General features: G+C 65.6%; 27 protein-coding genes. 10 read left to right on the top strand and 17 right to left on the bottom strand.

What is annotated here, in order from left to right; genetic code table 11:
• The first annotated feature begins 114 nt into the window (after positions 1–114).
• The 7 genes from F5X71_RS04660 (at position 115) to F5X71_RS04630 (ending at position 8,174) form a co-directional block, all read left to right on the top strand.
• Entirely contained in the window at positions 115–1,686 is a 1,572-nt protein-coding gene (locus F5X71_RS04660) for an amino acid permease (protein WP_167460814.1), read from the top strand.
• 102 nt (positions 1,687–1,788) lie between these two features.
• The gene (locus tag F5X71_RS04655) at positions 1,789–4,110 is read left to right on the top strand and encodes a serine/threonine-protein kinase (RefSeq protein WP_167460813.1); all 2,322 of its coding nucleotides are present in this window, start codon (positions 1,789–1,791) and stop codon (positions 4,108–4,110) included.
• A gap of 58 nt (positions 4,111–4,168) precedes the next feature.
• The gene (dtd, locus tag F5X71_RS04650) at positions 4,169–4,612 is read left to right on the top strand and encodes a D-aminoacyl-tRNA deacylase (protein WP_167460812.1); all 444 of its coding nucleotides are present in this window, start codon (positions 4,169–4,171) and stop codon (positions 4,610–4,612) included.
• 108 nt (positions 4,613–4,720) lie between these two features.
• Complete coding sequence (locus tag F5X71_RS04645) at positions 4,721–6,244, top strand: hypothetical protein (RefSeq protein WP_238815716.1); 1,524 nt, start codon at positions 4,721–4,723, stop codon at positions 6,242–6,244.
• A gap of 223 nt (positions 6,245–6,467) precedes the next feature.
• Positions 6,468–6,917, top strand: coding sequence for a DNA-directed RNA polymerase subunit beta (locus tag F5X71_RS04640; RefSeq protein WP_342803774.1), 450 nt, complete (start codon positions 6,468–6,470; stop codon positions 6,915–6,917).
• Positions 6,914–7,342 (top strand): DUF4254 domain-containing protein, encoded by a 429-nt coding sequence (locus F5X71_RS04635; protein ID WP_167460810.1) that lies wholly within the window; start codon positions 6,914–6,916, stop codon positions 7,340–7,342. Before F5X71_RS04640 ends, F5X71_RS04635 begins: the two co-directional genes overlap by 4 nt.
• Positions 7,343–7,382: 40 nt before the next feature.
• The gene (locus F5X71_RS04630) at positions 7,383–8,174 is read left to right on the top strand and encodes a class I SAM-dependent methyltransferase (RefSeq protein ID WP_167460809.1); all 792 of its coding nucleotides are present in this window, start codon (positions 7,383–7,385) and stop codon (positions 8,172–8,174) included.
• 562 nt (positions 8,175–8,736) lie between these two features.
• Here F5X71_RS04630 and map read toward each other — a convergent pair.
• The 9 genes from map to rpsH form a co-directional block, all read right to left on the bottom strand.
• On the bottom strand, positions 8,737–9,534 hold the full coding sequence (gene map, locus F5X71_RS04625) for a type I methionyl aminopeptidase (protein WP_167460808.1): 798 nt from the start codon (positions 9,532–9,534) through the stop codon (positions 8,737–8,739).
• 50 nt (positions 9,535–9,584) lie between these two features.
• Positions 9,585–10,130, bottom strand: a complete 546-nt coding sequence (locus F5X71_RS04620) for an adenylate kinase (protein WP_014981724.1) — start codon at positions 10,128–10,130, stop codon at positions 9,585–9,587.
• Complete coding sequence (secY, locus tag F5X71_RS04615; RefSeq protein WP_167460807.1) at positions 10,127–11,449, bottom strand: preprotein translocase subunit SecY; 1,323 nt, start codon at positions 11,447–11,449, stop codon at positions 10,127–10,129. The genes F5X71_RS04620 and secY overlap by 4 nt, the downstream gene beginning before the upstream one ends.
• A 181-nt stretch (positions 11,450–11,630) precedes the next feature.
• Entirely contained in the window at positions 11,631–12,074 is a 444-nt protein-coding gene (rplO, locus tag F5X71_RS04610) for a 50S ribosomal protein L15 (protein WP_014981722.1), read from the bottom strand.
• Between the two features lies 1 nt (position 12,075).
• Positions 12,076–12,255, bottom strand: coding sequence for a 50S ribosomal protein L30 (rpmD, locus tag F5X71_RS04605; protein ID WP_029892543.1), 180 nt, complete (start codon positions 12,253–12,255; stop codon positions 12,076–12,078).
• A complete protein-coding gene (gene rpsE / locus F5X71_RS04600) occupies positions 12,256–12,918 on the bottom strand; it encodes a 30S ribosomal protein S5 (protein ID WP_042265080.1) in 663 nt (220 codons plus the stop codon).
• 28 nt (positions 12,919–12,946) lie between these two features.
• Positions 12,947–13,354, bottom strand: coding sequence for a 50S ribosomal protein L18 (rplR, locus tag F5X71_RS04595; RefSeq protein ID WP_014981719.1), 408 nt, complete (start codon positions 13,352–13,354; stop codon positions 12,947–12,949).
• 2 nt (positions 13,355–13,356) lie between these two features.
• Entirely contained in the window at positions 13,357–13,896 is a 540-nt protein-coding gene (gene rplF, locus F5X71_RS04590) for a 50S ribosomal protein L6 (protein ID WP_167460806.1), read from the bottom strand.
• Positions 13,897–13,910: 14 nt separating this feature from the next.
• Entirely contained in the window at positions 13,911–14,309 is a 399-nt protein-coding gene (rpsH, locus tag F5X71_RS04585; protein WP_014981717.1) for a 30S ribosomal protein S8, read from the bottom strand.
• Between the two features lie 632 nt (positions 14,310–14,941).
• Between rpsH and F5X71_RS04580 the strand changes: the two genes are divergently transcribed.
• Positions 14,942–15,148, top strand: coding sequence for a hypothetical protein (locus F5X71_RS04580; protein WP_167460805.1), 207 nt, complete (start codon positions 14,942–14,944; stop codon positions 15,146–15,148).
• A gap of 1,140 nt (positions 15,149–16,288) precedes the next feature.
• On the opposite strand, the gene F5X71_RS04575 is transcribed toward F5X71_RS04580, so the two are convergent.
• From F5X71_RS04575 to F5X71_RS04560, 4 genes are read right to left on the bottom strand one after another with little or no spacing between them, the layout of a single operon-like run.
• Positions 16,289–16,492, bottom strand: coding sequence for a hypothetical protein (locus tag F5X71_RS04575; RefSeq protein ID WP_167460804.1), 204 nt, complete (start codon positions 16,490–16,492; stop codon positions 16,289–16,291).
• An 8-nt stretch (positions 16,493–16,500) separates the two neighbouring features.
• The gene (locus tag F5X71_RS04570) at positions 16,501–17,964 is read right to left on the bottom strand and encodes an ADP-ribosyltransferase (protein ID WP_167460803.1); all 1,464 of its coding nucleotides are present in this window, start codon (positions 17,962–17,964) and stop codon (positions 16,501–16,503) included.
• Complete coding sequence (locus F5X71_RS04565) at positions 17,961–18,263, bottom strand: WXG100 family type VII secretion target (protein ID WP_167460802.1); 303 nt, start codon at positions 18,261–18,263, stop codon at positions 17,961–17,963. Before F5X71_RS04565 ends, F5X71_RS04570 begins: the two co-directional genes overlap by 4 nt.
• 16 nt (positions 18,264–18,279) lie before the next feature.
• A complete protein-coding gene (locus tag F5X71_RS04560; RefSeq protein WP_167460801.1) occupies positions 18,280–18,591 on the bottom strand; it encodes a WXG100 family type VII secretion target in 312 nt (103 codons plus the stop codon).
• Between the two features lie 371 nt (positions 18,592–18,962).
• Here F5X71_RS04560 and F5X71_RS04555 point away from each other — a divergent pair, with 371 nt between their 5' ends.
• Complete coding sequence (locus F5X71_RS04555) at positions 18,963–19,574, top strand: Uma2 family endonuclease (RefSeq protein WP_167466211.1); 612 nt, start codon at positions 18,963–18,965, stop codon at positions 19,572–19,574.
• A gap of 97 nt (positions 19,575–19,671) precedes the next feature.
• Here F5X71_RS04555 and F5X71_RS04550 read toward each other — a convergent pair whose 3' ends face one another.
• From F5X71_RS04550 to rplN, 4 genes are read right to left on the bottom strand one after another with little or no spacing between them, the layout of a single operon-like run.
• Positions 19,672–19,857 carry a type Z 30S ribosomal protein S14 gene (locus tag F5X71_RS04550; protein WP_014981705.1) on the bottom strand — a complete coding sequence of 62 codons (186 nt, stop codon included), beginning with the start codon at positions 19,855–19,857 and terminating at the stop codon, positions 19,672–19,674.
• Positions 19,858–19,861: 4 nt separating this feature from the next.
• The gene (rplE, locus tag F5X71_RS04545; RefSeq protein ID WP_167460800.1) at positions 19,862–20,428 is read right to left on the bottom strand and encodes a 50S ribosomal protein L5; all 567 of its coding nucleotides are present in this window, start codon (positions 20,426–20,428) and stop codon (positions 19,862–19,864) included.
• A 1-nt stretch (position 20,429) separates the two neighbouring features.
• Positions 20,430–20,747, bottom strand: a complete 318-nt coding sequence (gene rplX, locus F5X71_RS04540; protein ID WP_167460799.1) for a 50S ribosomal protein L24 — start codon at positions 20,745–20,747, stop codon at positions 20,430–20,432.
• 2 nt (positions 20,748–20,749) lie between these two features.
• Positions 20,750–21,118 carry a 50S ribosomal protein L14 gene (rplN, locus tag F5X71_RS04535; protein WP_014981702.1) on the bottom strand — a complete coding sequence of 123 codons (369 nt, stop codon included), beginning with the start codon at positions 21,116–21,118 and terminating at the stop codon, positions 20,750–20,752.
• 325 nt (positions 21,119–21,443) lie between these two features.
• On the opposite strand from rplN, the gene F5X71_RS04530 reads away from it, so the two are divergent.
• Positions 21,444–23,501: a M13 family metallopeptidase gene (locus F5X71_RS04530; RefSeq protein WP_167460798.1), complete on the top strand. Its 2,058-nt coding sequence runs from the start codon at positions 21,444–21,446 to the stop codon at positions 23,499–23,501.
• Position 23,502: the final 1 nt, after the last annotated feature.

Here is a 23,502-nt window from a genome sequence, read left to right as displayed (position 1 = left end):
CGCACATGACGATCTCGTTTCCCACGATGTCAATCTCGCGCAACTATTGAACGTGCCGTTATCTAGCGGTACGTTACTCAGCGATATGACTGCCGTCACAGGGAAGGCAACCCCATGACCATCGTTCGACCGCAGGCTGAGGCGCAGGACAGGGCCGCCGCCGCACGCGCCCTGCACGCCGAAGACGTGGGCTATCACAAGGCGCTGCGTCCACGTCAATTGCAGATGATCGCCATCGGCGGCGCCATCGGCACCGGACTGTTCCTAGGTGCGGGCGGACGGCTACGGGACGCCGGCGCGGGGTTGTTCCTCGCGTATGCCGTGTGCGGTGTGTTCGTGTTCTTCATCCTGCGGGCGCTCGGCGAGCTGATCCTGCATCGCCCGTCGTCGGGCTCGTTCGTGTCCTATGCTCGCGAGTTCTACGGCGAGAAGCTGGCTTTCGGTGTCGGCTGGATGTACTTCTTCCACTGGTGCATGACCGGCATCGTCGACATCACCGCGATCGCCACCTACGTGCACTACTGGGGCAGCTTCCAGGTGATTCCGCAGTGGACGATCGCGCTGGTCGCCCTGGCCCTGGTGGTCTGCATCAACATGGTGTCGGTGCGCTGGTTCGGCGAGATGGAGTTCTGGGCGGCGCTGATCAAGGTGATCGCGCTGGTCGGATTCCTCATCGTCGGCACGATCTTCCTGGCCCGCCGCACCCCGATCGAGGGCAACAGCACCGGGATCAGCGTGATCAGCGAGCACGGCGGCCTGCTCCCGAACGGCCTCATCCCGATCGTGCTGTGTACCACCGGCGTCATCTTCGCCTACGCCGCCGTTGAGCTGATCGGCACCGCCGCAGGCGAGGCGGAGAACCCGGCCAAGATCATGCCGCGCGCGATCAACTCGGTCATCGCGCGGATCGCGCTGTTCTACGTCGGATCGCTGGTGCTGCTCTCACTGCTGCTGCCCTACACCGCGTTCAAGTCCGGTGAGAGCCCGTTCGTCACGTTCTTCTCCAAGATCGGCGTCGATGGCGCGGGCACCATGATGAACCTGGTCGTGCTCACCGCGGCGTTCTCGAGCCTCAATGCCGGGCTGTATTCGACCGGCCGCATTCTGCGGTCGATGGCGATGAACGGCAGTGCCCCCGGCATGGCCGCGCTGATGTCGCGGCGCGGCGTGCCCTACGTCGGCATTCTCGCGACCGGCGCGGTGGCGCTGATCGGCGTGGGACTCAACGCCCTCGTCCCGGAGAAGGCCTTCGAGATCGTGCTGAACATGTCCGCGCTCGGCACCGTCACGGCCTGGGCGGCGATCGTGCTCTGCCAGCTCAAGCTGTGGGCCTGGTCGCGCGAGGGCCGGGTGGCGCGTCCCGCGTTCCGACTGCTCGGCGCGCCCTACACCAGCATCGCGACCCTGGTGTTCCTCGCCGCCGTCGTGCTGCTCATGCTGTTCAGCGACAGCGACGTACAGCGCGGCGCGGTGATCGCCATGGCGGTGATCATGGTCCCCGCCCTGATCGGCGGCTGGTACCTCGCGCGACGCCGGGTCATGCATGTCGCCGCAATACGCGATGGCTATACCGGCGCGTTTCCGGTGGTCGCGGAGCGACCGTTGGAACATCGTGATCTCCGCATTACCGATTCCACCCGCACAACCAACGACGGTGTTACGCGCGATGAGGCAGAATCGCGCTGAGGCCGATAAGCCTGTCCTGTTCGGCGACGCCGATATCCCGCGGTGCCGCCGAACAGGGCGGGTATGGTCTCGGAATTGTATTCGTGGTGCGGAGAGGGTCGAATGCCGGAACACCTCAGTGCGTCCGACCACATTCGCCCGGTCCCGCCTGCGACGATACTGACCCGCGATCCCACCGAATTGCCGCACCGCGCCCCGTCGCCGTGGGCCACCCGGCGCGCGACGGCCGCCGAGACCGAGCAGTGGTCGCCGGAAGCGGACGAGGCGCCGGGCACGCAGACCATGCCCAGCTCGGGCCGCAGCGTCCGGTCCCGGCCGAGCGTGCGCAGGCTGAGCGCGGGGCTGGTCGAACTGCCGCAGGTCGACCAGGTCGACCCGGCCGGTGCGATGCTGACCGACCCCGAGGTGCCCGAGGACAAACGCTTCTGCTGGAAATGTCAGAAGCCGGTCGGCCGATCCGCAGGCGCACAGCGCGGGCCCTCGGCGGGCACCTGTCCGCACTGCGGCTCGCCGTTCAACTTCCGCCCCGCGCTGAGCCCGGGCGAGTTGGTCGCGGGCCAATACGAAGTCCGCGGCTGTCTCGCCTACGGCGGCATGGGTTGGATATACCTTGCTCGCGATCGAAATGTCAGCGACCGGTGGGTGGTCTTGAAAGGACTGCAGAACCCGCTCGATTTCGAGGCACACGTCGTCGCGCTCGCCGAACGCCAGTTCCTTTCGGAAATGTCGCATCCGGGGATCGTGAAGATCTTCAACTTCGTCAAACATCGCTCCGCCGACGGAATTTCCTCCGGATACATCGTGATGGAATACATCGGCGGGCAATCGTTGAAGACGATGCTCGATCGCCGCGCACCGGAACGGCTCCCGGTGGCCGAGGCCATCGCGTATGTGATGGAGGTCTTGCCCGCGCTGGACTACCTGCACTCGTTCGGCCTGGCCTACAACGATCTGAAGCCGGACAACATCATGGTCACCGAGGACGAGGTCAAGCTGATCGATCTCGGCGCGGTGGCGGCCAGGGAATCCGGCGGCAGCCTCTACGGCACCTTCGGCTATCAGGCGCCCGAATTCACCAGCACCGGACCGACCGTGGCCTCCGATATCCACACGGTCGGGCGCACGCTGGCCGCGCTGACCCTGCCGATCCCGCTCGAACGCATCGGCCCGAGCATGCCCGCCATCCCGACGGCCGACGAGGCGCCGGTGCTGGGGCGCTATCCGTCCTTCGAGCGGTTGCTCCGACGCGCCACCGACGCCGATCCCGAACAGCGTTTTCCGTCCGCCTACGCGATGTACCGGCAACTCGCCGGGGTGCTGCGTTCGGTGCTCGCCGAGGACAACAACCACGAGTATCCGCAGACCTCGGCCGTATTCGGTTCGCCACGTGGCGATTTCGGCATCCAGGCGCTGATCCGCCAGACCGAGGGCGTGATCGAGGGCATTCACGCGGCCCCGATCCTCGACACCGCGAGTGTCGTTGCCGCGCTGCCCGTTCCGCTGATCGACAGCGAGGATCCGAGCGCGGAACTGCTTTCCCCGCTGCTGCACGGCGATTCGCAGCAGGCACTCGACACCCTGCGCCAGAGCGCCGCCGACATGCGCGCGGGCGTCATCGGCACCCCGCAGACCTTCGAGCTGGAAGGCACATTGACCGCGGTACGCGCGCAACTCGATCTCGGCGAGGTCGAGCAGGCCCGTCAGGCCTTGACGCAGCTGCTGCCCGCGCATCGGGCGGACTGGCGGATCGAGTGGTACACCGCCGTCGCCGACCTGTCGTGTGCCGAATATGTCCGGGCCTACGCGCATTTCGATCGGGTACACGCCATGGTCCCCGGCGAGATCGCGCCGCTGCTGGCTCTGGCCGCCACCGCGGAACTCGCCCTGCAGGCCGCGGCGGAGCCGGCGGACGCACGCCATTGGCGGCAGGCGGCCACCGGGCACTACCGCTCCGTCTGGCGCAACACCCGCGGCGTGGCGAGCGCGGCGTTCGGGCTCGCGCGCGGGCTGGCCGGCGGCGGCGATATCGACGCCGCCGTGGCCACGCTGCAGCAGGTGCCCGATTCCTCGCGCCACCACAACACCGCGAGGATGACCGCGTGCCTGCTCTCGGCGACCCGACCGGTGGCCGAGATGACCCGCGCCGACCTCGACGCGGCCGTGGCGCACCTGCGGGCGCTCCCGGACGACCCGCGCCTGACCCAGCTGCGCGCCATCGTGCTCGGCGCCGCACTGTCCTGGTTGAACGCGGGCGGGCAACCGGAACCGCACGCGATGATCCTCGACTGCCCCTTCACCGAGGCGGGCCTGCGCGGCGGGCTGGAATCGGCGCTGCGTGCGGTCGCCCGCAACACTCAGAGCCGGTTGCATCGTTACGCGCTGGTCGATCTCGCGAACGACATCCGCCCGCGTTCGCTCTGGTAGTCACGGGATCGACACCCCGCGGCCCGCCCGGCGTCGCCGCCCGGCATGATCGACTGCTGTGCGAGTGCTGCTGCAACGAGTGAGCTCGGCCGAGGTGCGCGTCGAGGACGAGGTGATCGGCCGGATCGACCCGACCGCGACCGGCGTGCCGCACGGCTTGGTCGCGTTGGTCGGCGCTACCCACGGCGACACCGAAGCGGTCGCGCGCACCCTCGCCGACAAGGTGTGGCGGCTGCGCATTCTCGACGGCGAACGCAGCGCCGCCGACCTCGCCGCGCCGATCCTGGTGGTCAGCCAATTCACGCTCTACGCCGACACCGCCAAGGGCCGCAGACCGTCCTGGAACGCGGCCGCGCCCGGCGCGGTAGCCGAGCCGTTGGTCGAGGCGTTCGCGCAGGCCCTGCGGGAACTCGGAGCGACCGTCGCGACCGGCCGGTTCGGCGCGCACATGCGGGTCGAGCTGATCAACGACGGACCGGTCACCCTGCTCCTGGAAGCGTGACCTCGAACGACATTGCGGGCCATGACAACCTGGTGCGCCGAGCCGACAACCGTGACAGACTCGTGCACGGATGCGGAGTGGCTCGACGCCGCCGGTTAGCGGAGGATCATGCTGGAAACGAGGGGCTCGATGGATCTGGGCGCGCTGGAGCGTCAGGTCGCCGCGGATCGCTATGCGGCGCTCGATCGTTCGATCGAGGCGGATCTTCGGCTTGCGACCTCGCTGAGTGAACTCGCGAAAGGGCTTATCGCCACGAAGACCGACGGGTCGGCCCGCGACCGGACCCGCGATGCCCTCGCCCCCGCCGAGGAGGCGGTCGGCATCCGGCTGCGTTTGCTGGCCACCGGTCAGGTGTTGAACGCCCGCCTGGCCGGGGAGCTGAACGAGGCCTTGCGCGCGGTCGAATTGGCGGCGCGGCACAGCGGCCGCCGCGAGCTCGCGACCACCACGATCCGCCGTGCCTGCGACGCCTACCGGCAGTTGGCCCGCATCCACCCGGAGGTGGCCGGGCTCTGCGCCGACGGCCTGTCCAAGTGCGGTGTCTGGCTGGGCCGCCTCGACCAGGACGCCGCGGTGGCCGCGACCGGGGAGGCGGCGCGCATCCGCAGCGCGCTGGCCGCCGCGAATCCGGAGCTGTCCGGAAAGTATCTCGCCAGCCTGAGCACCCTGCTGCGCACGCTCATGGTGGGCCGCTCCCGCAAGCAGGCGCTGTCGATGTACCGCGAGCGCTACTCCGCGTTCACCTCGACCGGAATGTCGATCCGCTTGCGCGCCTGTGGGATTCAAGACCTCGACCTCACTCCGAAGTCGTACCGGGCACTCACCGAGCTCGGCTGCCGCACGCTGGAGCAGGCGGGCAGACTGACCCAGCAGCAGATCCTGTTCAAGTCCTCGGGCGATCTGTCCACCGTCGAGGAACTCAACTGGAAGCTGGCGCTGGTCGGCCTGCGACCGCTGCTGCCCGGCGCGGAGCCCGACCCGCCGTCGATGCCGGTGCAGATCGGCACCAGCTTCGGCGCGCTCAGCGTGTACTGCCCGACCCCCGACGCGATCGCGCAGATCCGGGCGGCGATCATCGGCGCGTACGCGATCGACGACGCCTATCCACTGGACCGGGCCGGCTATTTCGGTGAGCGCGAAGAGAAGGTGAAAACCACCGACGCCGAGCTGAACACGGCCGAAAAGCTCGGCGACGACATCGTGCTGATCGACCAGCCCTACGGCGGCTGGGTGACCGTGATGAGCCTGCACTGGGAACTGACCCCGGTCGCGAAACATCCACTGGCGATGCGACTTTCCCAGGATTGGCCGGTCGCCGCGATCACGGTGACCGAGCACATCGCCTACGAGCTGTGCTGGTACGAGCACGGTGTCGCCACCCAGTACGCCGCGCTCGGCAGGCCCGCGGGACAGGCGCCGCTGGACAAACCGCTCGCGCCGCTGGACTTCAAGATGCTGGCGGAGCTGAACGCCGACCGCGCGACGGAGACCAAGCTGCGCGCGGCGTTCGGCAATACCCAGATGTTCGCCAACCTCACCTATCTGCCCTCCAGCGGGCTGCGTCAGATCAGCGCGACCACGCCGCTCGCCGAGCACGGCGACCGTGTGCTGTTCTTTCGCACAACCCCCTGACCGGGGGTAGCCCGCCGCGCATGGTGAGCGGAAACCCGCAGGTAAACGTCGTCGCGGCGAACTTATCGAGAACTAATTGAACGCAACGGTTACCACCATCGCCCGGAGTGCTTCACTGAGTTCACGCCAGAACGGTGTCCCAGGTCACTCCCAGTGCCTATGGCGTATCGGATCCGGCGGCTTCACCAGACAACGATGCTAGTCGAGGCTCCCCATGGACCAAGTGGCGTTGGCGGAAACTCCTGCCGCCCGATGCGCCTATTACCGCCACACCTGCGACCTCCCCGCCGGATTTCATCCGGAGATCGGCCGGATCACCGTCCGCGCCGGTTTCGTCGGCGCCGTCACGATGCCGGCCGCGCTGGGCGAGCAGGTGCACGACGAACTGATATATCACCGAAATCCATTGGGCCCGATCATTTCTCATGTTCGATCGAAGCGCTGGACCTTCCTGGTCCGGCCCGACCTGCCCGACGACGTCCGCTTGTTCGCCGAACTGTTCCGGCTCAACGTGTCGATCGTGCCGATCGGCGGCGAGATCGCGCTCCCCTCCCCCGGTTACCCCGGCACCGGGTATCGAGAGTGGGTTGTCGCCCCGGAGAACGCCTTTCGCCCCTCCGGCGTCAGTATCGTCAACACCGTGCGCTCCTGCCGGAACCTGGGGCTGCGATGACCACGGGCCAGCTTCCCGCCAAACATCAAGTGCTGCAAGCCTGTCGGGGTGATCACCCGGAGGACAACCCGCTGCTGCGGTGCGCCCACGAGCTGACCACCCTGCATGAGCGGCGGATCAGCGCCGACCGCAAGTCCGCCGAGGAGATCGACGCGCTGCGTGCGAGTTTGGTGCGCGACATCGATCGCTGGATCACCGTCCAGTTGCCGCCCGCACACGGTGCCGCGCACGTGCACACCGAAACGGTCGGCGCGGTGATCGATCGGCTCGCCCAGTTCACCGCCAAGGCCTACGCCGCACTGGCGAGCGCGTCGGAGTGGGACCTGTGGGACGCCTGGCAGCGGCTGGCCGAATTGGCCGTCGGCTACGACGACTTGGCCGCCGAGGTCTGCGCGGGCGTGCGCCGGCTACCGGGAGCCTCGTAATCTTCCCCGCGCGCCGACCGCACGGCTCTATGGTTGGCGCATGGGGAATACGACTGATCGAGAAGCGGACAAACGTGCCCTGCGTGCCCGGCGCGCATCCTCTTTTGGTACCCACGCGGCAGCCTATGCCGAACACCGGCCCGACTACCCGCTCGCGGCTATTCGGTGGGCCCTGAAACCCGTTCCGCCCATTCCCGCTCCGGTCGTCCTCGACCTCGGCGCGGGCACCGGCAAGCTCACCGAGGGCCTGCTTGCCGCGGGCGCCACCGTGATCGCCGTCGAACCCGACGACGGGATGCGGGTCGAATTGATGCGCAGGCTACCCGGCGTGCGGGCGTATGAGGGTACGGCCGAAGCGATTCCGCTGGCGACCGGGTCGGTGGACGCGATCGTGGCCGGGCAGGCGTTCCACTGGTTCGATCAGGAGCGGGCCTTCCCCGAGTTCGCCAGGGTGCTGCGCCGCGGCGGCATTTTCGCGGCGCTGTGGAACACCGACGACAAGAGCGTCGACTGGGTCGCCGGTCTCGCCGAGGTCACCAGGACCGACGCCACCATGCCGCCGTCGGAGTCGGGCGGGGATCTGCTGCCCGCGCATCCCCTGTTCGAAGACTTCGTCAGCGCCGAGTTCCCGCACTCCCAGCGCCGCACCGCCGAGACGCTGGCCGCGACCATCGGGACGCATTCGCACACGCTGGTGGTGTCCGCGCAGCAGCGCGCCGAGGTGCTCAGCCGCATCGTCGACTATCTGCACAGCAGGCCGGAGACCGCGGCCGGTGAATTCGACCTGCCACTGGTCACCGTGGTGCTGCGCGCCGCGCTACGCGGCAACTGATCGGCGACCGCATCGGCCTGCGGCGCGGACCCGCATCGCAGGCTCGTGCGCAAGACCCTGGCGCACAGCGCCGTTGGCGTGCGAAGCGCCCCGGTGCGATTACCTGCACCGGTCGAATCCGCATGCCAGCGCCGGTTTCCCGCATCCCCGCAGTCCGCGTCTGCGGTCCGCGGCGGCACCAACTACGTGGTGCACCAACCAGATTCGAGTAGTTCCCTACTCACGTGCCACCGGCCATCCCGGACATACGCTGACAGCATCGTTCAGCACAGTAAGGAATCGGGACCGACCGTCGACCTGATTCCCACCGGGCAGCGTCGCCCGGACCGACCGTCACGGCCAGGCGCGGCAGGCGCAAGGAACGACGACACCGATCCAGCGCGACCGCTGGGTAGCGTCCGGATTTGGCGACAGCAAACGTGTCGCCGAATCACGCGACGTGATCATCCGGACCCCGAGTCCGGTGTCGGTGCGATCGCGTCCTCGTCACGCGAGACTCCGAACCGTGCACACCCCACCGCGGGCACGGCCCGATCGGGTCGAGCCCGGAAACGTTGCCCGGCTACTCCGGGCGCAGGGTGAGGATGCGGGGGCCGTCCTCGGTGACCGCGACCGTGTGCTCCCAGTGCGCGGCACGCGACCCGTCGATGGTGACAACGGTCCAATCGTCGCCGAGCACCTGGGTCTGCGTGGTGCCGAGGGTCAGCATGGGCTCGATCGCGAGCACCGAGCCGACCACGAGCTTGGGCCCCTTGCCCGGATCGCCCTCGTTGGCGAGGAACGGGTCGAGGTGCATCTCTCGGCCGATCGCGTGTCCGCCGTAACCGTCGACGATGCCGTAGGCGCGGCCGTGCTGCTGCTCGGCCGCCCTGGTACCGAGCTCGATGGCGTGCGAAACGTCGGAGAGGCGGTTGCCGGGCAGCATGGCCTCGATGCCCGCCTCCATGGACAGCTTGGTGGCCTCGCTCAACAGTCGGTCGGCCTCGATGATGGTGCCGACGCCGAACGTCCACGCCGAATCACCGTGCCAGCCGTCGAGAATGGCGCCGCAGTCGATGGAGACCAGATCGCCCTCGGCCAGGATCTCCGCAGCGGTCGGAATCCCGTGCACCACACGGTCGTTCACCGACGCGCAGATCGAACCCGGGAAGCCGTGGTAGCCCTTGAAGGACGGCACGGCACCCGCGTCACGGATGACATGCTCGGCCACCTCGTCGAGCTCCAGGGTGGAGACGCCCGGCTTGGCGGCCGCGCGCACGGCGACCAAGGCGCGACCGACGATCGCGCCGGCCGCCGCCATGGCATCCAGTTCACCTGCCGTGCGGAACGGCACGACCTTCTTCTTGCGATTGAAGACCACGCGGCCTCAGCGCTCCATCGCGCGCCGCGCCGGCGACCCGGCGTCGGTCATCAATGGCCCAGCGCCCGCAGAGCGCGCGCGTTGACCTCGTCGACCTCGCCGACGCCGTCCACCGAGACGACCAGCCCGTCGTAGTGCTCCAGCAACGGCTCGGTCTCCTCGCGGTACACCCGGAGCCGATTACGGATCACGCCCTCGTTGTCATCGGCACGACCGCGCGAGAGCATGCGCGCGACCACGGTGTCCTCGGGCACCACGAAACACAGCACCGCGTCGAGCTTGGTGTCCATGTCCTTGAGGATCTTCTCCAGCGCGTCGGCCTGATCGACCGTGCGCGGGTAGCCGTCGAGCACAAAGCCGTTCGCGGCGTCGGGCTCGTTCACCCTGGCCTCGACCATGCGGTTGGTGACATCGCTGGGCACCAGGTCGCCCGCGTCCATGTACTTCTGCGCTTCGCGACCCAGCGGGGTCTGCTGGCTGATGTTCGCGCGGAACAGGTCTCCAGTGGAGATGTGCGGGACGCCCAGCTTCTCCGACAGCAGGACGGCCTGGGTGCCCTTGCCGGCACCAGGCGGACCGAGGAGTACAACTCTCACTTGAGGAACCCTTCGTAATTTCGATTCATCAGCTGGCTTTCGATCTGCTTCACGGTGTCGAGACCGACGCTCACCATGATCAGCACCGCGGTGCCACCGAACGGAAGGTTCTGGGTGTTAGCGGATGCGCCGATGTCCAGGAACAGGTTCGGCAGCACGGCAACAAGACCGAGGTAGATCGAGCCGGGGAGGGTGATGCGGCTCAGGACGAAGTTGAGGTAGTCGGCGGTCGGCTTACCCGGGCGGTACCCGGGAATGAAGCCACCGAACTTCTTCATCTCGTCCGCGCGTTCCTCCGGATTGAAGGTGATCGCGACATAGAAGTAGGTGAAGAACACGATCAGACCGAAGTAGATCGCGATGTAGACCGGGTTGCCCGGAGACACCAGGTACTTGTTGATGATGTCCTGCCACCAGCTCGGATCCGGGTTGTTGCGCGCGGAGGTCAGCTGAGCCACCAGGTTGGGCAGGTACAGCAGCGAGGACGCGAAGATCACCGGGATGACGCCGGCCTGATTGACCTTCAACGGCAGGTAGGTAGACGAGCCACCGTACATCTTGCGGCCGACCACACGCTTGGCGTACTGCACCGGAATCCGGCGCTGGCCCTGCTCGACGAAGATGACGGCGACGATGATCGCGAACGCCGCGACACACACCAGGCCGAACACCAGGCCACCGCGGCTGTCCAGGATGGACTTGCCCTCGGTGGGGATGCGGGCGGCGATGCCTGCGAAGATCAGCAGCGACATGCCGTTGCCGATACCGCGCTCGGTGATCTGCTCGCCGAACCACATCACCAGGGCCGCACCGGCGGTCATCACCAGCACGATGATGATCATCGCGAAGATGCCGTTGTCGGCGATGATGTCCTTCTGGCAGCCCTGCAGCAGCTGACCGCGCGATGCGAGCGCGACCAGACCGGTGGCCTGCAGGATCGCTAGCGCGATCGACAGGTACCGGGTGTACTGCGTCATCTTGGTCTGGCCTGCCTGGCCTTCCTTGCGCAGTTCCTCGAACCGCGGGATGACGACGGTCAGCAGCTGGATGATGATGCTCGCGGTGATGTACGGCATGATGCCGATCGCGAACACCGAAAGCTGCAGCAGCGCACCGCCGGAGAACAGATTGATCAGCTGGTAGATACCGGCGTCTTCACCGCCGGACACCTGCTTGACGCACTCCTGGACGGCCTTGTAGTCGACACCGGGGGACGGCAGCGCGGCACCCAGCCGGTACAGCGCGATCAACCCCAGCGTGAAGAGAATCTTCCGCCGTAAGTCCGGAGTCCGGAAGGCCGATACGAAGGCGGAAAGCACAGATCCTCCTGGCGAACGACATGGTCAGGACATGGTCATTTCAAGCAATACCCCATCGCCGACGAATCGGCATGTGGGGACGCTGAAAACCATGGCGAGGCTTGGCAGACAACTATTGAACTCTAACAGTGGCACCGGACGAGCATTCACTCGTCCGGTGCCACTGATTGTCAGAGTACCGTCAGCCCAGCTCGGTGACAGTGCCACCGGCCGCGGTGATCTTTTCCTTCGCCGCGCCGGTGACCTTGTCGACGGTCACCTGGACCGCGACGCCGATCTCGCCGTCGCCGAGGACCTTCACCAGCTGGTTCTTGCGAACCGCGCCGGCCGCGACGAGCTCGGCCTTGCCGATCTCGCCACCCTCGGGGAACAGCTTGGCGATCGCGCCGACGTTCACGACCTGGTATTCCGTGCGGAACCGGTTCGTGAAGCCCTTGAGCTTGGGCAGCCGCATGTGCAGCGGCATCTGCCCACCCTCGAAGGCGGCCGGAACGTTCTTGCGAGCCTTGGTGCCCTTGGTACCGCGGCCCGCGGTCTTACCCTTGGAACCCTCACCACGGCCGACCCGAGTCTTCTCGGTCTTGGCACCGGGCGCGGGGCGCAGGTGATGCAACTTGATGGTCATGTCAGACCTCCTCAACTGTCACGAGGTGGCGCACGACGTTGATCAGGCCGCGGTTCTGCGGGGTATCCTCGCGAACCACGGTCTGCCGGATCTTGCGCAGACCCAGCGTGCGAAGGCTCTCACGCTGGTTCTTCTTGGCACCGATCGTGCTCTTGATCTGGGTCACCTTGAGATCGGCCATTTACCTGGCACCTCCCGCAGCCTGGGCGCGCGCACGCAGCATGCCCGCAGGGGCAACGTCTTCCAGCGGCAGGCCACGGCGAGCCGCGACCTCTTCGGGACGCTGCAGCATCTTGAGCGCGGCAACGGTCGCGTGCACGACGTTGATGGCGTTATCGCTACCGAGCGACTTCGCCAGGATGTCATGAATGCCAGCGCATTCCAGCACGGCACGAGCCGCACCACCGGCGATCACACCGGTACCCGGGGACGCCGGGCGCAGCATGACCACACCGGCCGCCGCCTCACCCTGCACCGGGTGGGTGATGGTGGAACCGATCATCGGGACACGGAAGAAGCCCTTGCGAGCCTCCTCGACTCCCTTCTGGATGGCCGCGGGAACTTCCTTGGCCTTGCCGTAGCCGACACCGACCAGACCGTTGCCGTCACCGACGATCACGAGGGCGGTGAAGCTGAAGCGACGACCACCCTTCACGACCTTGGAGACACGGTTGATCGCGACGACGCGCTCGAGCTGGTTCTTCTCGGCGGCGTTGTCCCGGCGGTTGTCGCCGCCCCGGCGGTCGCGGCCACCGCCGCGGTTGTCGCGGTTGTCGCCACCACCAGCAGCGCCATTCTGTCCGGCGGGTCCGTTGCCGCCGTCACGCCTCTGACGTCCCGGCATCAGACGTTCCTTCCGTTGTTCTTCGTCATCAGAATTTCAACCCCGCTTCGCGAGCGGCATCGGCGAGCGCGGCGATGCGGCCGTGGTAGTCGTGGCCGCCACGGTCGAATACGACCGCGTCGACACCGGCAGCCTTGGCCCGCTCGGCCAGCAGTTCGCCGACCTTCTTGCTCTTGGCCGACTTGTCGCCGTCCAGCGCACGCACATCGGCCTCGATCGAGGACGCGGCGGCGATGGTCTTGCCGACCGAGTCGTCGACGAGCTGCGCGTGCAGGTGCCGCGAAGAGCGGTTGACCACCAGGCGCGGACGCTCGGTGGTGCCGACGACCTTCTTGCGCAGACGGAAGTGACGGCGGGTCTTCGACAGACGACGCGTCGTGGACACGTCTTTGCCGCGCGGCTTGCGCTTGGCGATCTGATTTTCGGTTTGCGCCATGATCACTTACCCGTCTTTCCGACCTTGCGGCGAACGACCTCGCCGGCGTAGCGGATGCCCTTGCCCTTGTACGGGTCGGGCTTACGCAGTCCGTGGATCACGGCAGAGATCTGGCCGACCGCCTGCTTGTCGATTCCGGACACGGAGAACTTGGTGGGCGACTCCACCGCGAAGGTGATGCCCGCCGGGGCCTCGATCGGCACCGGGTGGCTGTAGCCGAGGGCGAACTCCAGGTTCGAGCCCTTGGCCTGCACGCGGTAACCGACGCCGAAGATTTCCATCTTCTTCTCGTAGCCCTTGGTGACACCCTCGACCATGTTGGCGATCAGGGTGCGGGTCAGGCCGTGCAGCGCGCGGCTCTGGCGCTCGTCGTTCGGGCGAACGACCTCGAGCTGGCCGTCCTCGCCCTTGGCGACGGTGATCGGCTCGGCGACGGTGTGCGAGAGGGTGCCCTTGGGCCCCTTCACCGACACCTGCTGGCCGTCGATGGTCACCTCGACGCCCGCGGGGATTGCGATGGGCTTCTTGCCAATACGCGACATTGTCCTACCTCCGCTTACCAGACGTAGGCGAGGACTTCCCCGCCTACACCTTGCTTGGCCGCCTGGCGATCGGTGAGCAGACCGGTCGACGTGGAGATGATCGCCACGCCGAGGCCGCCCAGGACCTTGGGCAGGTTGGTGGACTTCGCGTACACACGCAGACCCGGCTTCGAGACGCGACGCAGGCCCTGCAGGCTGCGCTCACGGCTGGGGCCGTACTTCAGATCGACGACCAGGCTCTTGCCCACGGTCGCGTCCTCGGTGCGGTAGTCGGCGATGTAGCCCTCGCGCTTGAGGATCTCGGCGATGTTCGCCTTGAGCTTCGAGTGCGGAGCCTTCACCTGATCGTGGTACGCCGAGTTGGCGTTGCGCAGACGCGTCAGGAAGTCTGCGATCGGATCAGTCATGGTCATGGTTCGACCTTGACACCTTTCTCGCTGCGGTTCCCATACAACGTCGACGTACAAAACTGCACGTCAACCGTGGGCCTACAGCAATTCGGCGGTCCGGCCGACACTTGTCGACCGGATTGAGTTCTCGTGAGAGTTCTCGGCGCCTGGGCCGTCCCACATGTCGATGCAGACAACCACACCCAGGACATGCGGACACAGAGGTGCCCAAGCAACCGGTTCAGTGTAGACAAACCCCAGTTGGCCACCAAATCCGGGGCGCGGGTGCGGGCCGCTTCGCGGCAGGTCCGGTGTGGCGTTCGCGGTAAGTCCGGTGCGGTGCGCGAGTCGTGTGGGGACGAATCCGGCCGAAGTTTCGGCTGTTGATCTTCGATCGGTCCGGCAATCATCCAGTTTCCCGGACACGAGACGATAACAAAGCCCCTGCATGCGGGGCACTTACCGACCGAGATGCGCATCCTTCCCCGGCTCAGCAACCCCCAGAGGACACCGCAGCGAACGACACGTGACCTCTGTTGTCCAAACCACAGGGCCGGACATACTACGTGGAGTATTTTGTGACCGGCGTAACGATTCGAACACAGGTCACGGTGTACCCACTGAACCATCCGCTACATCGTCGAGGAGGACCGCGGGTGAACGTCCTGGTCGAAATGACCGCACTGACCCTGAGCCGACCCACCGCCGAAGCAGGCGCCACCGAACGGGCCGCTTGGTACGAGGCAAAAGCCAACCTGCACACCTACCTCGCGGGCCAAGGTGGTGCCGACGCCGCCAGGGAATCCGCCCTCGCCGCCCGCGCCCACCAGCGCTCCCTGGAACTTCTGGGCCAACAGAACTGAGACACTCAGCTGCCGTGAACTGCGATAGGGCACGGCAGCATGTGCCCATTTCTCAGGCGCGCCCCGAGGGACCACTGGTCCCCGGAAGCCTGCAACACATCGACTCGCATCCGCGCGCCCCTCGCCACACACCCCTTTGTGCACGCGCCGTTGCCGCGACAAGCGCACCGCCGCTTTCGCGGCATCCGCCGCCTCGGCGATTACCCGCCGTCCCCTTCACCGTGCATCCACGCCCTTACGCACGGCCACCCCGCCGCCCCGGCGACAGTCCACCGCGCCACCTGCGCAGCATCACCCCACCCGCGCACTGGACAAGTGATCACCAGGTAATGGTGGCGGCATCGCCCGACAGCCTGCCGCCACCATTACCTGGTGATCAACCGACCAACACATTCAGCACCGTCAGATCCCGAAGTAGAAATGGCGAGTGGAGTTCATCGAGCCATCGACAGGGCCAGCGCCTTGTCCCGAAAAGCTCGCTCGTCATCCGTACTGGACGCAATCCCCTCCCGCCCCACTCCAGGAGCACGATCGACCGTGCAAGGACACCTTCGAGCAAAACCTTGAACACTTGATGCCCACTACCGAAGCAGCTTCATGCATCAGTTTCACAAGCTCCCCGAAGACGTCGATCGATGTCCCTCGTATCGGACGAGACTGCGCTCAGCCCGGCGGCAACACCTAAACCGATCCGACACCCTGCAGATACGGATATACACGTCGCCCACCCACAGTGACGGACTCCAAAACCTCTCATCACCGATCTCGAAACCGCAGCTCATTGGAAACTCGCTGCTGATGGCATCGAACCAAGAACCGCCGCGACCAAGCATTCGCTCGCGACTCTGGCTCCAGTTCCGCAAACTGCGGCAAAAAATCAGGTATCCGCACGCGTTCGAAACTGCGGGTCAGAATTGCTGCGGATTCGGACATTCCCCCAGTCACCTACCACCGAGCAAATTCCTTCCACGCTAGCCGAGACGTCGATGCCCCCAGATCCTCGGCACCAGTGGCATCCTTACACCTAGAAGCCCATTCGCTGACCAATAGCATCCCTCCGATCTCGACATGGATCGTTCATGGACACTTCACCTCGCACTTAGGCTCCGCCGCCTTCGCGTTCAGCGGTTCACACCGGCTTCACCGTTGTTCGAACTCTGTGCCACTCGTATCGTCATAGAACTTCCTCGACGCCTGCCTCGGCTCCTCCGGCGGAACTGCCGCAATCCTTGCGCGAGCTTCAGCGAACATCTGCTCGGCTCGCTCCAATTCCTCATCGCTCAGCGGTTCCAACCCCTCCTCTTCTAGCGACGAGAATTTCTTGCCCGCTATCTCCTTGCTCATCTGGCACGCTACCTTTCGATCAACTCTATAAACGTCTTCCCAGTACTGGGATCAAAAGTTTTACTCACCACCTGAAATCTGGCACCCGGAGGAAACAGAACCTCATTCTCAACAATCCCTGCAGCTTCAGTCGAGGAGTATTGAGATACATCTTTACCAGTCTTCGAAATAATAGTGAATTGCGTATTTCCCGGAAATGCCGTTGAAGGCGAGGACGACGTGCTCGTGAATGCACGCTCAGTCACGATCTCGCCCGGTTTATAGTCGTCCAGAACATTTACTGGAAGGTCAGTACCTCGGTACACGGTGCCGTTGTGGTCGGGTAACTTCGACAGGGCCTCTTCGATGGCCTTTACCCTTGCCTCCTGCGATGCATCCAATGTACCGTTCCTCAGTGCTTGGTTGAGATCCCAATATCCAGGCCCAGTGTAGTCGGCCAGTGCATCGAGATCCTTCTGCGTGAGGGTCGTCCCAGTGCGGGTCTTGACACCACTACCCACTTTGCCACGCAATCGCTCATATAGATCCTTGACGGCCTGTTTGCCCTTCGCGAGCACAGCCTTCGCGTCGTCGGCGAGTCCCTTCAGCTGCAAAGCTTTGCGGGCTCGCCAGGCAGTGACGGCGGCTTTGATCTTCAGGGACCAGCGGCGGGCCGACTCTACGGCTTTCGCGCCTGCGATCAGGCCGCCGACGCCGGTGAGACAGGTCGCGATGACGGTGATCGTCATGTCGATCGCGGCTTCTTGGATGATGGCGTCGATGAAGCCTTTGATCTCTTTGCGGAGCTCTTCGATCGACTCCTTGTAGTCGAGGCAGGTCTTGCTGATCGCTTTGCACGTGTCGAGTAGCGCGCCGATGGAGGTTTCCAGAGTCTTCAGATCCTCCCGGACCTGGACGGCATCCTGCGAAGTCACACCGTCGAAAAGACTTGCGGCGATGGTGATTTTGTCTTTGGCGTTGGTGTTCTGGTAGATCCTGCCCAGTCGATCCCAGGCGTCGGCGGCCTTGGCCAACGTGTCGGTGTTGCCGTCCGGAAGTGGGCAATTGATGGCGTCGAGCACTTCGACGGACGCTTTCAACAGCCCTTGCGGGGCACCGCCGGCAGCCGATGCGGGAAGCGCGTACGGGCCGAACGTGACGGTCGAGGCCGAGTCCTGCGGTCTGTCCGGCTGTGTCGTTCCTTTAAGCGCGGCATCGGATTTCGCGTGCTCGAACCCCAGGTCATTGAGGGCCGTGCCGTATGCGCGCAGCGTCGCGAAGGTTTGATCGAAGAACGCTACGGCGTCGCGGGCAGATTCGTCGTACGAGGTCCCCCACGCGCGACCGTCTTCATCCCGCCCCGCCATATGACCGCAGCTGTTCAGCTCGGCGAAAACATATTTGAAGCTGTCGTTCAGGGCAGCGGCCGCGTCGAAGCAGTTCGTGGCGGCCTGGTAGTAGACCTTGGGATCTACCTCGAGCTTCACGGTCATATGCCGAGGATCCGTCGGGTCTGGGTGGCGGCGCTGGTGTAGCTCTCGTGGGCCGCCTTCAGGGCAGCTTCCAGTGCTGCGAGCCCGTCCCGCATGTCAGTGACGCCCGCAACCCACTCGCGGTGAGCTTCGGTGTACGCCACGGCCGCGCTGCCGACCCAAACGCCTTCGACCTCTTTGGCTTTCGCCTCGAGCTCCGCCAAGCGATCGGTAACCGCCGCTTTGTAGCCGCGCATACGCGCGGCCAACTCTTCGAGTTTGTCGAGTTCGACCGAAAAGGCCGGTGTATCCGCACTCATAAGCCTCCACCCGTCCTCACGGCAGATCCAAGGAGCTGATGCCGGTCGCGAACGACTGGTCGGTCGCACGAAGCGTCTCCGCGGTCACTCCCAGCTTCTCGGCCAGCTCGAACAGTGCGTCCCACACCTGATCCGCGCCCTCGTGAAACTCGGCCCAAGCAGCGGTGAACACCCCAGCGTTGTTACCTGACCAGCTGTCGATCGTTGCCTTCGTATCGGCGACGAGCGAGGAGTACCCTGCCTGCAACTCGTCCGCGATCTGGTACGCCATTCGCCCTAGCGCCTTCACCTCTTCAGGTTCTGCCGAAAGCGCAGCTGGATCTGTCATACCCGGTGTGCTCCTCTCGCCGGACAGCTCGGAAAAGGGGTTCCCTACGCCAACTATGACGCACCAACAGCCGCGAGGGTTCCAATCGCTTTCGACGCTATGGAACCGGACCGCACTGCCCGCCGCCTATCGTGTCTCACCTCATGTCCAGGACGGGATAGACCTCGGCTGTCTCCAACCGAGGGCGCAGCGCAAACACCGCCGCCGTTGATCCTCATCCGGAATCGGGAACCCATACGGAGCTGCGCCGCCAACCCGGGCAACATCGTCGCCGGTCACTCGGTGGATTCATCGCTGTTGACCAGGTCGGGCACGACTACCATGAACTCATGGTGAGCCCGCGCATCGAACGGCCTGACCTTCCTGAACGCATGACGTGGGAGGAACTCGAGCAGCTACCCGAGCAGGTCGCCCAGCAGATCGAGCTGTGGGAGGGGCGGGTGGTCTGGGTGCGGCGTGGGCCTGCCGAGCATCAGGAGTTCACCAACCTGCTGTGGAGCGGGTTACGGCGATGCGCACGGGAAGACATGGGCGCGAACCCCCAGCGGTGCTGGCGGGTCCATACCGAGACGAACATCTTCTTCGGGCCGTCGGGAAAGTCCGACTTCATGACGCCGGACTTCTTGGTGCACCGCTGCCTCCCAGCGCCCTACCAGGATGTTCGCGCCGACGATGTGCTGTTGGCGGGCGAGGTGCTTTCGCCCGCCAATACCCAAACTGACATAGACGAGAAGAAGGCGCGCTACGCGAAGTCGGGGATCCCCTGGTACTGGGAAGTGACACTCGAGCGTGAGCGCAGCGCCATCGCGGCGATCCGGGCGTTCGCGCTGGAGGCTGCTCCCGGCGACCTGCCGGAGGGCGTACATCCGCTGTATCCGGCCAACTATCTGCTCACTGGCAAGTGGACACCGAAGGACTCGTCGGCGATCACCGCCGAATACCCCTTCCCCATCCACATCCCCTGGTCAGAACTCGAGTTCTGAACTCCGGCAGGACTTCTGGAAACACCGAAAAGCACGGTCTCGGGGAGACCGTGCCTTTGCGGGTGTTCAGTTGGGTGCGCTCGTCAGGAGCGCGGGCTCACCAGGAGCTCTTGTGCACGCCCGGGAGCTCGCCGCGGTGCGCCATTTCGCGCAGGCACACGCGGCAGAGGCCGAACTTGCGGTAGACCGCGTGCGGACGGCCGCACCGCTGGCAGCGGGTGTACGCGCGGACCGCGAACTTCGGCTTGGCGTTGGCCTTGTTGACCAGTGCTTTCTTAGCCATGGGCTCAGTTCTCCTTGAACGGGAAGCCGAGGTGCTTGAGCAGCGCGCGGCCTTCTTCGTTGTTGGTCGCGGTGGTCACCACGGTGATGTCCATGCCGCGCGGGCGGTCGATGGAGTCCACGTCGATCTCGTGGAACATCGACTGCTCGCTCAGGCCGAACGTGTAGTTGCCGTTGCCGTCGAACTGCTTCGGCGAAAGGCCGCGGAAGTCGCGGATACGCGGCAGCGCGATGGAGACCAGGCGATCCAGGAACTCCCACATGCGGTCGCCACGCAGGGTGACCTTCGCGCCGATCGGCATGCCCTCACGCAGCTTGAACTGCGCGATCGACTTGGTGGCCTTGCGGATCTCGGGCTTCTGGCCGGTGATCAGCTCGAGGTCGCGGACCGCGCCGTTGATCAGCTTGGCGTCGCGGGCGGCGTCACCGACACCCATGTTCACGACGACCTTGACGACGCCCGGGATCTGCATCACGTTGGCGTAGTTGAACTCGCTGTTCAGCGCGTCCTTGATCTCCGCGCGGTAGCGCTGCTTCAGCCGGGGCTGAACCTTGTTCTCAGTTGTCGTCATGTCAGATGTCCTTCCCGTTGTTACGGGAGATCCGGACCCGCTTGCCGCTCTCTTCGTCGGTCCGGTAGCCGACGCGGGTCGGCTTGCCATCGGAATCGACGACCATCACGTTGGAAACGTGGATCGGGGCTTCCTGGGTCACGATGCCGCCCGAGGAGGCGCCGCGCTGGTTGGCGGAGTTCGCGACGTGCTTCTTGATCCGGTTCACGCCCTCGACGAGGACCCGGTTCTGCGCCGGGTAGGCCTGAATGACCTTGCCCTTCGCGCCCTTGTCCTTACCCGAGATGACGAGCACGGTGTCGCCCTTGTGCACCTTCATGGTCAGAGCACCTCCGGCGCCAGCGAGACGATCTTCATGAACTTCTTGTCGCGCAGCTCGCGGCCGACCGGGCCGAAGATGCGAGTGCCGCGCGGGTCGTTGTCCGCCTTGATCAGCACGGCCGCGTTCTCGTCGAACTTGATGTACGAGCCATCCGGACGACGACGCTCCTTGACGGTGCGCACGACGACGGCCTTGACCACGTCACCCCGCTTGACGTTGCCGCCGGGGATGGCGTCCTTCACGGTGGCGACGATGATGTCGCCGATACCGGCATAGCGACGCGACGAACCACCGAGAACGCGGATGCAAAGGATTTCCTTCGCGCCCGTGTTGTCGGCGACGCGCAGTCGCGACTCCTGCTGAATCACTTCAGCCTCCTTGACCTGGATGTATACGCACGCCGGATTGCCGACCCGACGGGCATGGTCCGTTACCCTCCGGACGCGCGCCTACCAGCGGTTTCGATGGATCTTGCGACCCGACCACTGGGGGTTCACTGCCGGATTGCGGGCATAGCTCCCGCAGGCAACCGGTCTAGTGTAGGCGGATCCGCAGGTCGTTCCCAAATCGGGGTCGGCGCAGGGGCCGGATCGGCCCGGCCGAGCACCCTGGCGAGTCACGCCGCGTCGCTACCCTCGAACCGAGCAAGATCAATAAGGCTAAGCACCATTCGGCTCGACCGTACCGAAAGGAATGCCCTTGAGCTCGTCGGCTCGTTCGCACCGCATCGATCGCCGCGCCTTCCTCGCCGCCCTGGGTGCGATACCCGCCGTCGCGGCGCTGAGCGCCTGCGCCCGGCAGTCGGAGGGATCCGATATCGAACTCACCGGGGTGGATCTGGCCGGCGCCGATCCCGCGATCCGGGCTCAAGACGATCTCTATCGCAACGTGAACGGACTCTGGCTGCGGCAGTATCAACTGCCGCCGGACAAGTCGTCGTACGGCGCGTTCAACGAGGCCAACGACCGCAGCGAGCAGCAGTTGCGCGCGATCATCGAGGGCATCGAGAATCCGCAGGCGGGCTCGACCGAACAGCAGGTGCGTGATCTCTACGACGCCAGGCTCGATCGCGAGCAGATCGAGCGGCTCGGCATGACCCCCGTCGCCGATCTGCTCGGCAAGATCGACAACGCGACCAGCAAGTCGGCACTGGCCGAGGTGATGGGCGCGCTGCCGGTCAACGGACTGATCGGCCTGCAGGTCGTGGTCGATCAGCAGAACTCCGGCGATTACATCGCACAGATCAGCCAGTCCGGCATCGACGGCAGCCTGGACGAGCAGTACTACCGCATGCCCGAGTACGCCGAGCAGATGGCCGCCTATCGGACCTACCTGGAGCGCGTCGGCGCGGCCGCGGGCTTGGCCGACCCCGCGGGCACCGCGCAACGGGTGCTCGAACTCGAGACCAAGATCGCCGCGGGCTATTGGGACAGCGTGCGGGACCGCGATCCCGACACCACCTACAACCTGCTCAGCTGGACCGAAATGACCGGTCTGGCAAAAGGTTTCGACTGGGATCCCTGGCTGGCGGGCAGTACCGACCGCCCAAGGGAGCTGTTCGACAAGGTGGTGGTGCGGCAGCCGTCGTTCGTCACCAACGCGGGAAAACTATGGGCCGAGGTGGATCTCGCGCGGTGGCAGGAGTACCTGCGCCTGCTCGTCGTGAAGGAGTTCGCGCAGTACCTGCCGAAGACGGTGGCCGACGCGAAGTTCGACTTCACCGACAAGGCGTTGCAGGGACTGGATCAGCGCCCAGAACCATGGCGCGACGGACTCGCGACGATCAACCGCTATCTCGGCGAGCCGCTCGGCAAACTCTATGTGGCCAAGCACTTCCCGGCGGCGTCGAAGGACCGGGCCAAGGCGCTGGTCGCCGACCTGATGGACGCCTACCGGCAGAACTTCACCGACTCCTCGTGGATGTCGGCGCCGACCAAGGCGGCCGCGATCGCCAAGCTGGACAAGATCGTCGCCAAGATCGGCTACCCGGACCGCTGGATCGACTACTCCGGGGTGCGGATCACCAAGGGCAAGTTGGTCGAGTCCATCAGGGCGGCAATCACTTTCGAGGTCAAGCGCGCGTTCGACAAGCTGGGCACCCCGGTGGACCGGACCGAATGGGGCTTCCCGCCGCAGACGGTCAACGCCATGTACGACCCGACCGCCAACCAGATCACCTTCCCCGCCGCGATCCTGCAATCGCCGTTCTTCGACGCCGACGCCGTGGACGCGGTCAACTTCGGCGCGATCGGGGCGGTCATCGGCCACGAGATCGGGCACGGTTTCGACGATCAGGGCTCGAAATACGACGGTGACGGCAACCGGCGCGACTGGTGGACCCCGCAGGACACGGCGAAGTTCGAGGCCAAGACCAAGCAGCTGATCGCGCAGTACGACGTGCTGGTGCCGCAGGATCTCGATCCCGGCAAGCATGTCAACGGCGCGCTCACGGTCGGCGAGAACCTGGCCGACCTGCGCGGATTGCAGATCGCGCTGGCCGCCTACCGTGCCGCCGCCCAGCGCGACGGCGCGACGCCCGACATCAAGACGGTGTTGCTGTCCTGGGCGCGGATCTGGCGCCAGCGCGCGACCAAGCAGTACCAGGAGATGCTGCTCGCCAAGGACGTGCACGCGCCGAACGAGTTCCGCGCCAATCAGGTGGTTCGCAATATCGCGGAGTTCTACACCGCCTTCGGTGTTGTCGAGAGCGACAAGTTGTTCCTGGCACCGGATGAGCGCGTCAGCCTCTGAG

The sequence above is a fragment of the Nocardia brasiliensis genome, from assembly GCF_011801125.1.
Taxonomy (GTDB): domain Bacteria; phylum Actinomycetota; class Actinomycetes; order Mycobacteriales; family Mycobacteriaceae; genus Nocardia; species Nocardia brasiliensis_C.
The sequence above is the reverse complement of the archived record's forward strand: the minus strand, read 5'-3'. Positions and strand labels throughout refer to the sequence as shown.

Excerpts from the sequence above, each read along its gene's own strand:
- F5X71_RS04655 (WP_167460813.1), top strand. The coding sequence starts at position 1,789 with ATGCCGGAACACCTCAGTGCGTCCGACCACATTCGCCCGGTCCCGCCT.
- F5X71_RS04575 (WP_167460804.1), bottom strand. The coding sequence starts at position 16,492 with ATGAGCAAGGAGATAGCGGGCAAGAAATTCTCGTCGCTAGAAGAGGAG.
- F5X71_RS04660 (WP_167460814.1), top strand. The coding sequence starts at position 115 with ATGACCATCGTTCGACCGCAGGCTGAGGCGCAGGACAGGGCCGCCGCC.
- F5X71_RS04560 (WP_167460801.1), bottom strand. The coding sequence starts at position 18,591 with ATGACAGATCCAGCTGCGCTTTCGGCAGAACCTGAAGAGGTGAAGGCG.
- F5X71_RS04570 (WP_167460803.1), bottom strand. The coding sequence starts at position 17,964 with ATGACCGTGAAGCTCGAGGTAGATCCCAAGGTCTACTACCAGGCCGCC.
- rplE (WP_167460800.1), bottom strand. The coding sequence starts at position 20,428 with ATGACGACAACTGAGAACAAGGTTCAGCCCCGGCTGAAGCAGCGCTAC.
- F5X71_RS04565 (WP_167460802.1), bottom strand. The coding sequence starts at position 18,263 with ATGAGTGCGGATACACCGGCCTTTTCGGTCGAACTCGACAAACTCGAA.
- rpsH (WP_014981717.1), bottom strand. The coding sequence starts at position 14,309 with ATGACCATGACTGATCCGATCGCAGACTTCCTGACGCGTCTGCGCAAC.
- F5X71_RS04555 (WP_167466211.1), top strand. The coding sequence starts at position 18,963 with ATGACGTGGGAGGAACTCGAGCAGCTACCCGAGCAGGTCGCCCAGCAG.
- F5X71_RS04635 (WP_167460810.1), top strand. The coding sequence starts at position 6,914 with ATGACCACGGGCCAGCTTCCCGCCAAACATCAAGTGCTGCAAGCCTGT.
- rplF (WP_167460806.1), bottom strand. The coding sequence starts at position 13,896 with ATGTCGCGTATTGGCAAGAAGCCCATCGCAATCCCCGCGGGCGTCGAG.
- F5X71_RS04630 (WP_167460809.1), top strand. The coding sequence starts at position 7,383 with ATGGGGAATACGACTGATCGAGAAGCGGACAAACGTGCCCTGCGTGCC.
- F5X71_RS04550 (WP_014981705.1), bottom strand. The coding sequence starts at position 19,857 with ATGGCTAAGAAAGCACTGGTCAACAAGGCCAACGCCAAGCCGAAGTTC.
- rpsE (WP_042265080.1), bottom strand. The coding sequence starts at position 12,918 with ATGCCGGGACGTCAGAGGCGTGACGGCGGCAACGGACCCGCCGGACAG.
- F5X71_RS04645 (WP_238815716.1), top strand. The coding sequence starts at position 4,721 with ATGCTGGAAACGAGGGGCTCGATGGATCTGGGCGCGCTGGAGCGTCAG.
- rplO (WP_014981722.1), bottom strand. The coding sequence starts at position 12,074 with ATGACCATCAAGTTGCATCACCTGCGCCCCGCGCCCGGTGCCAAGACC.
- rplX (WP_167460799.1), bottom strand. The coding sequence starts at position 20,747 with ATGAAGGTGCACAAGGGCGACACCGTGCTCGTCATCTCGGGTAAGGAC.
- F5X71_RS04530 (WP_167460798.1), top strand. The coding sequence starts at position 21,444 with ATGCCCTTGAGCTCGTCGGCTCGTTCGCACCGCATCGATCGCCGCGCC.
- rpmD (WP_029892543.1), bottom strand. The coding sequence starts at position 12,255 with ATGGCCGATCTCAAGGTGACCCAGATCAAGAGCACGATCGGTGCCAAG.
- rplR (WP_014981719.1), bottom strand. The coding sequence starts at position 13,354 with ATGGCGCAAACCGAAAATCAGATCGCCAAGCGCAAGCCGCGCGGCAAA.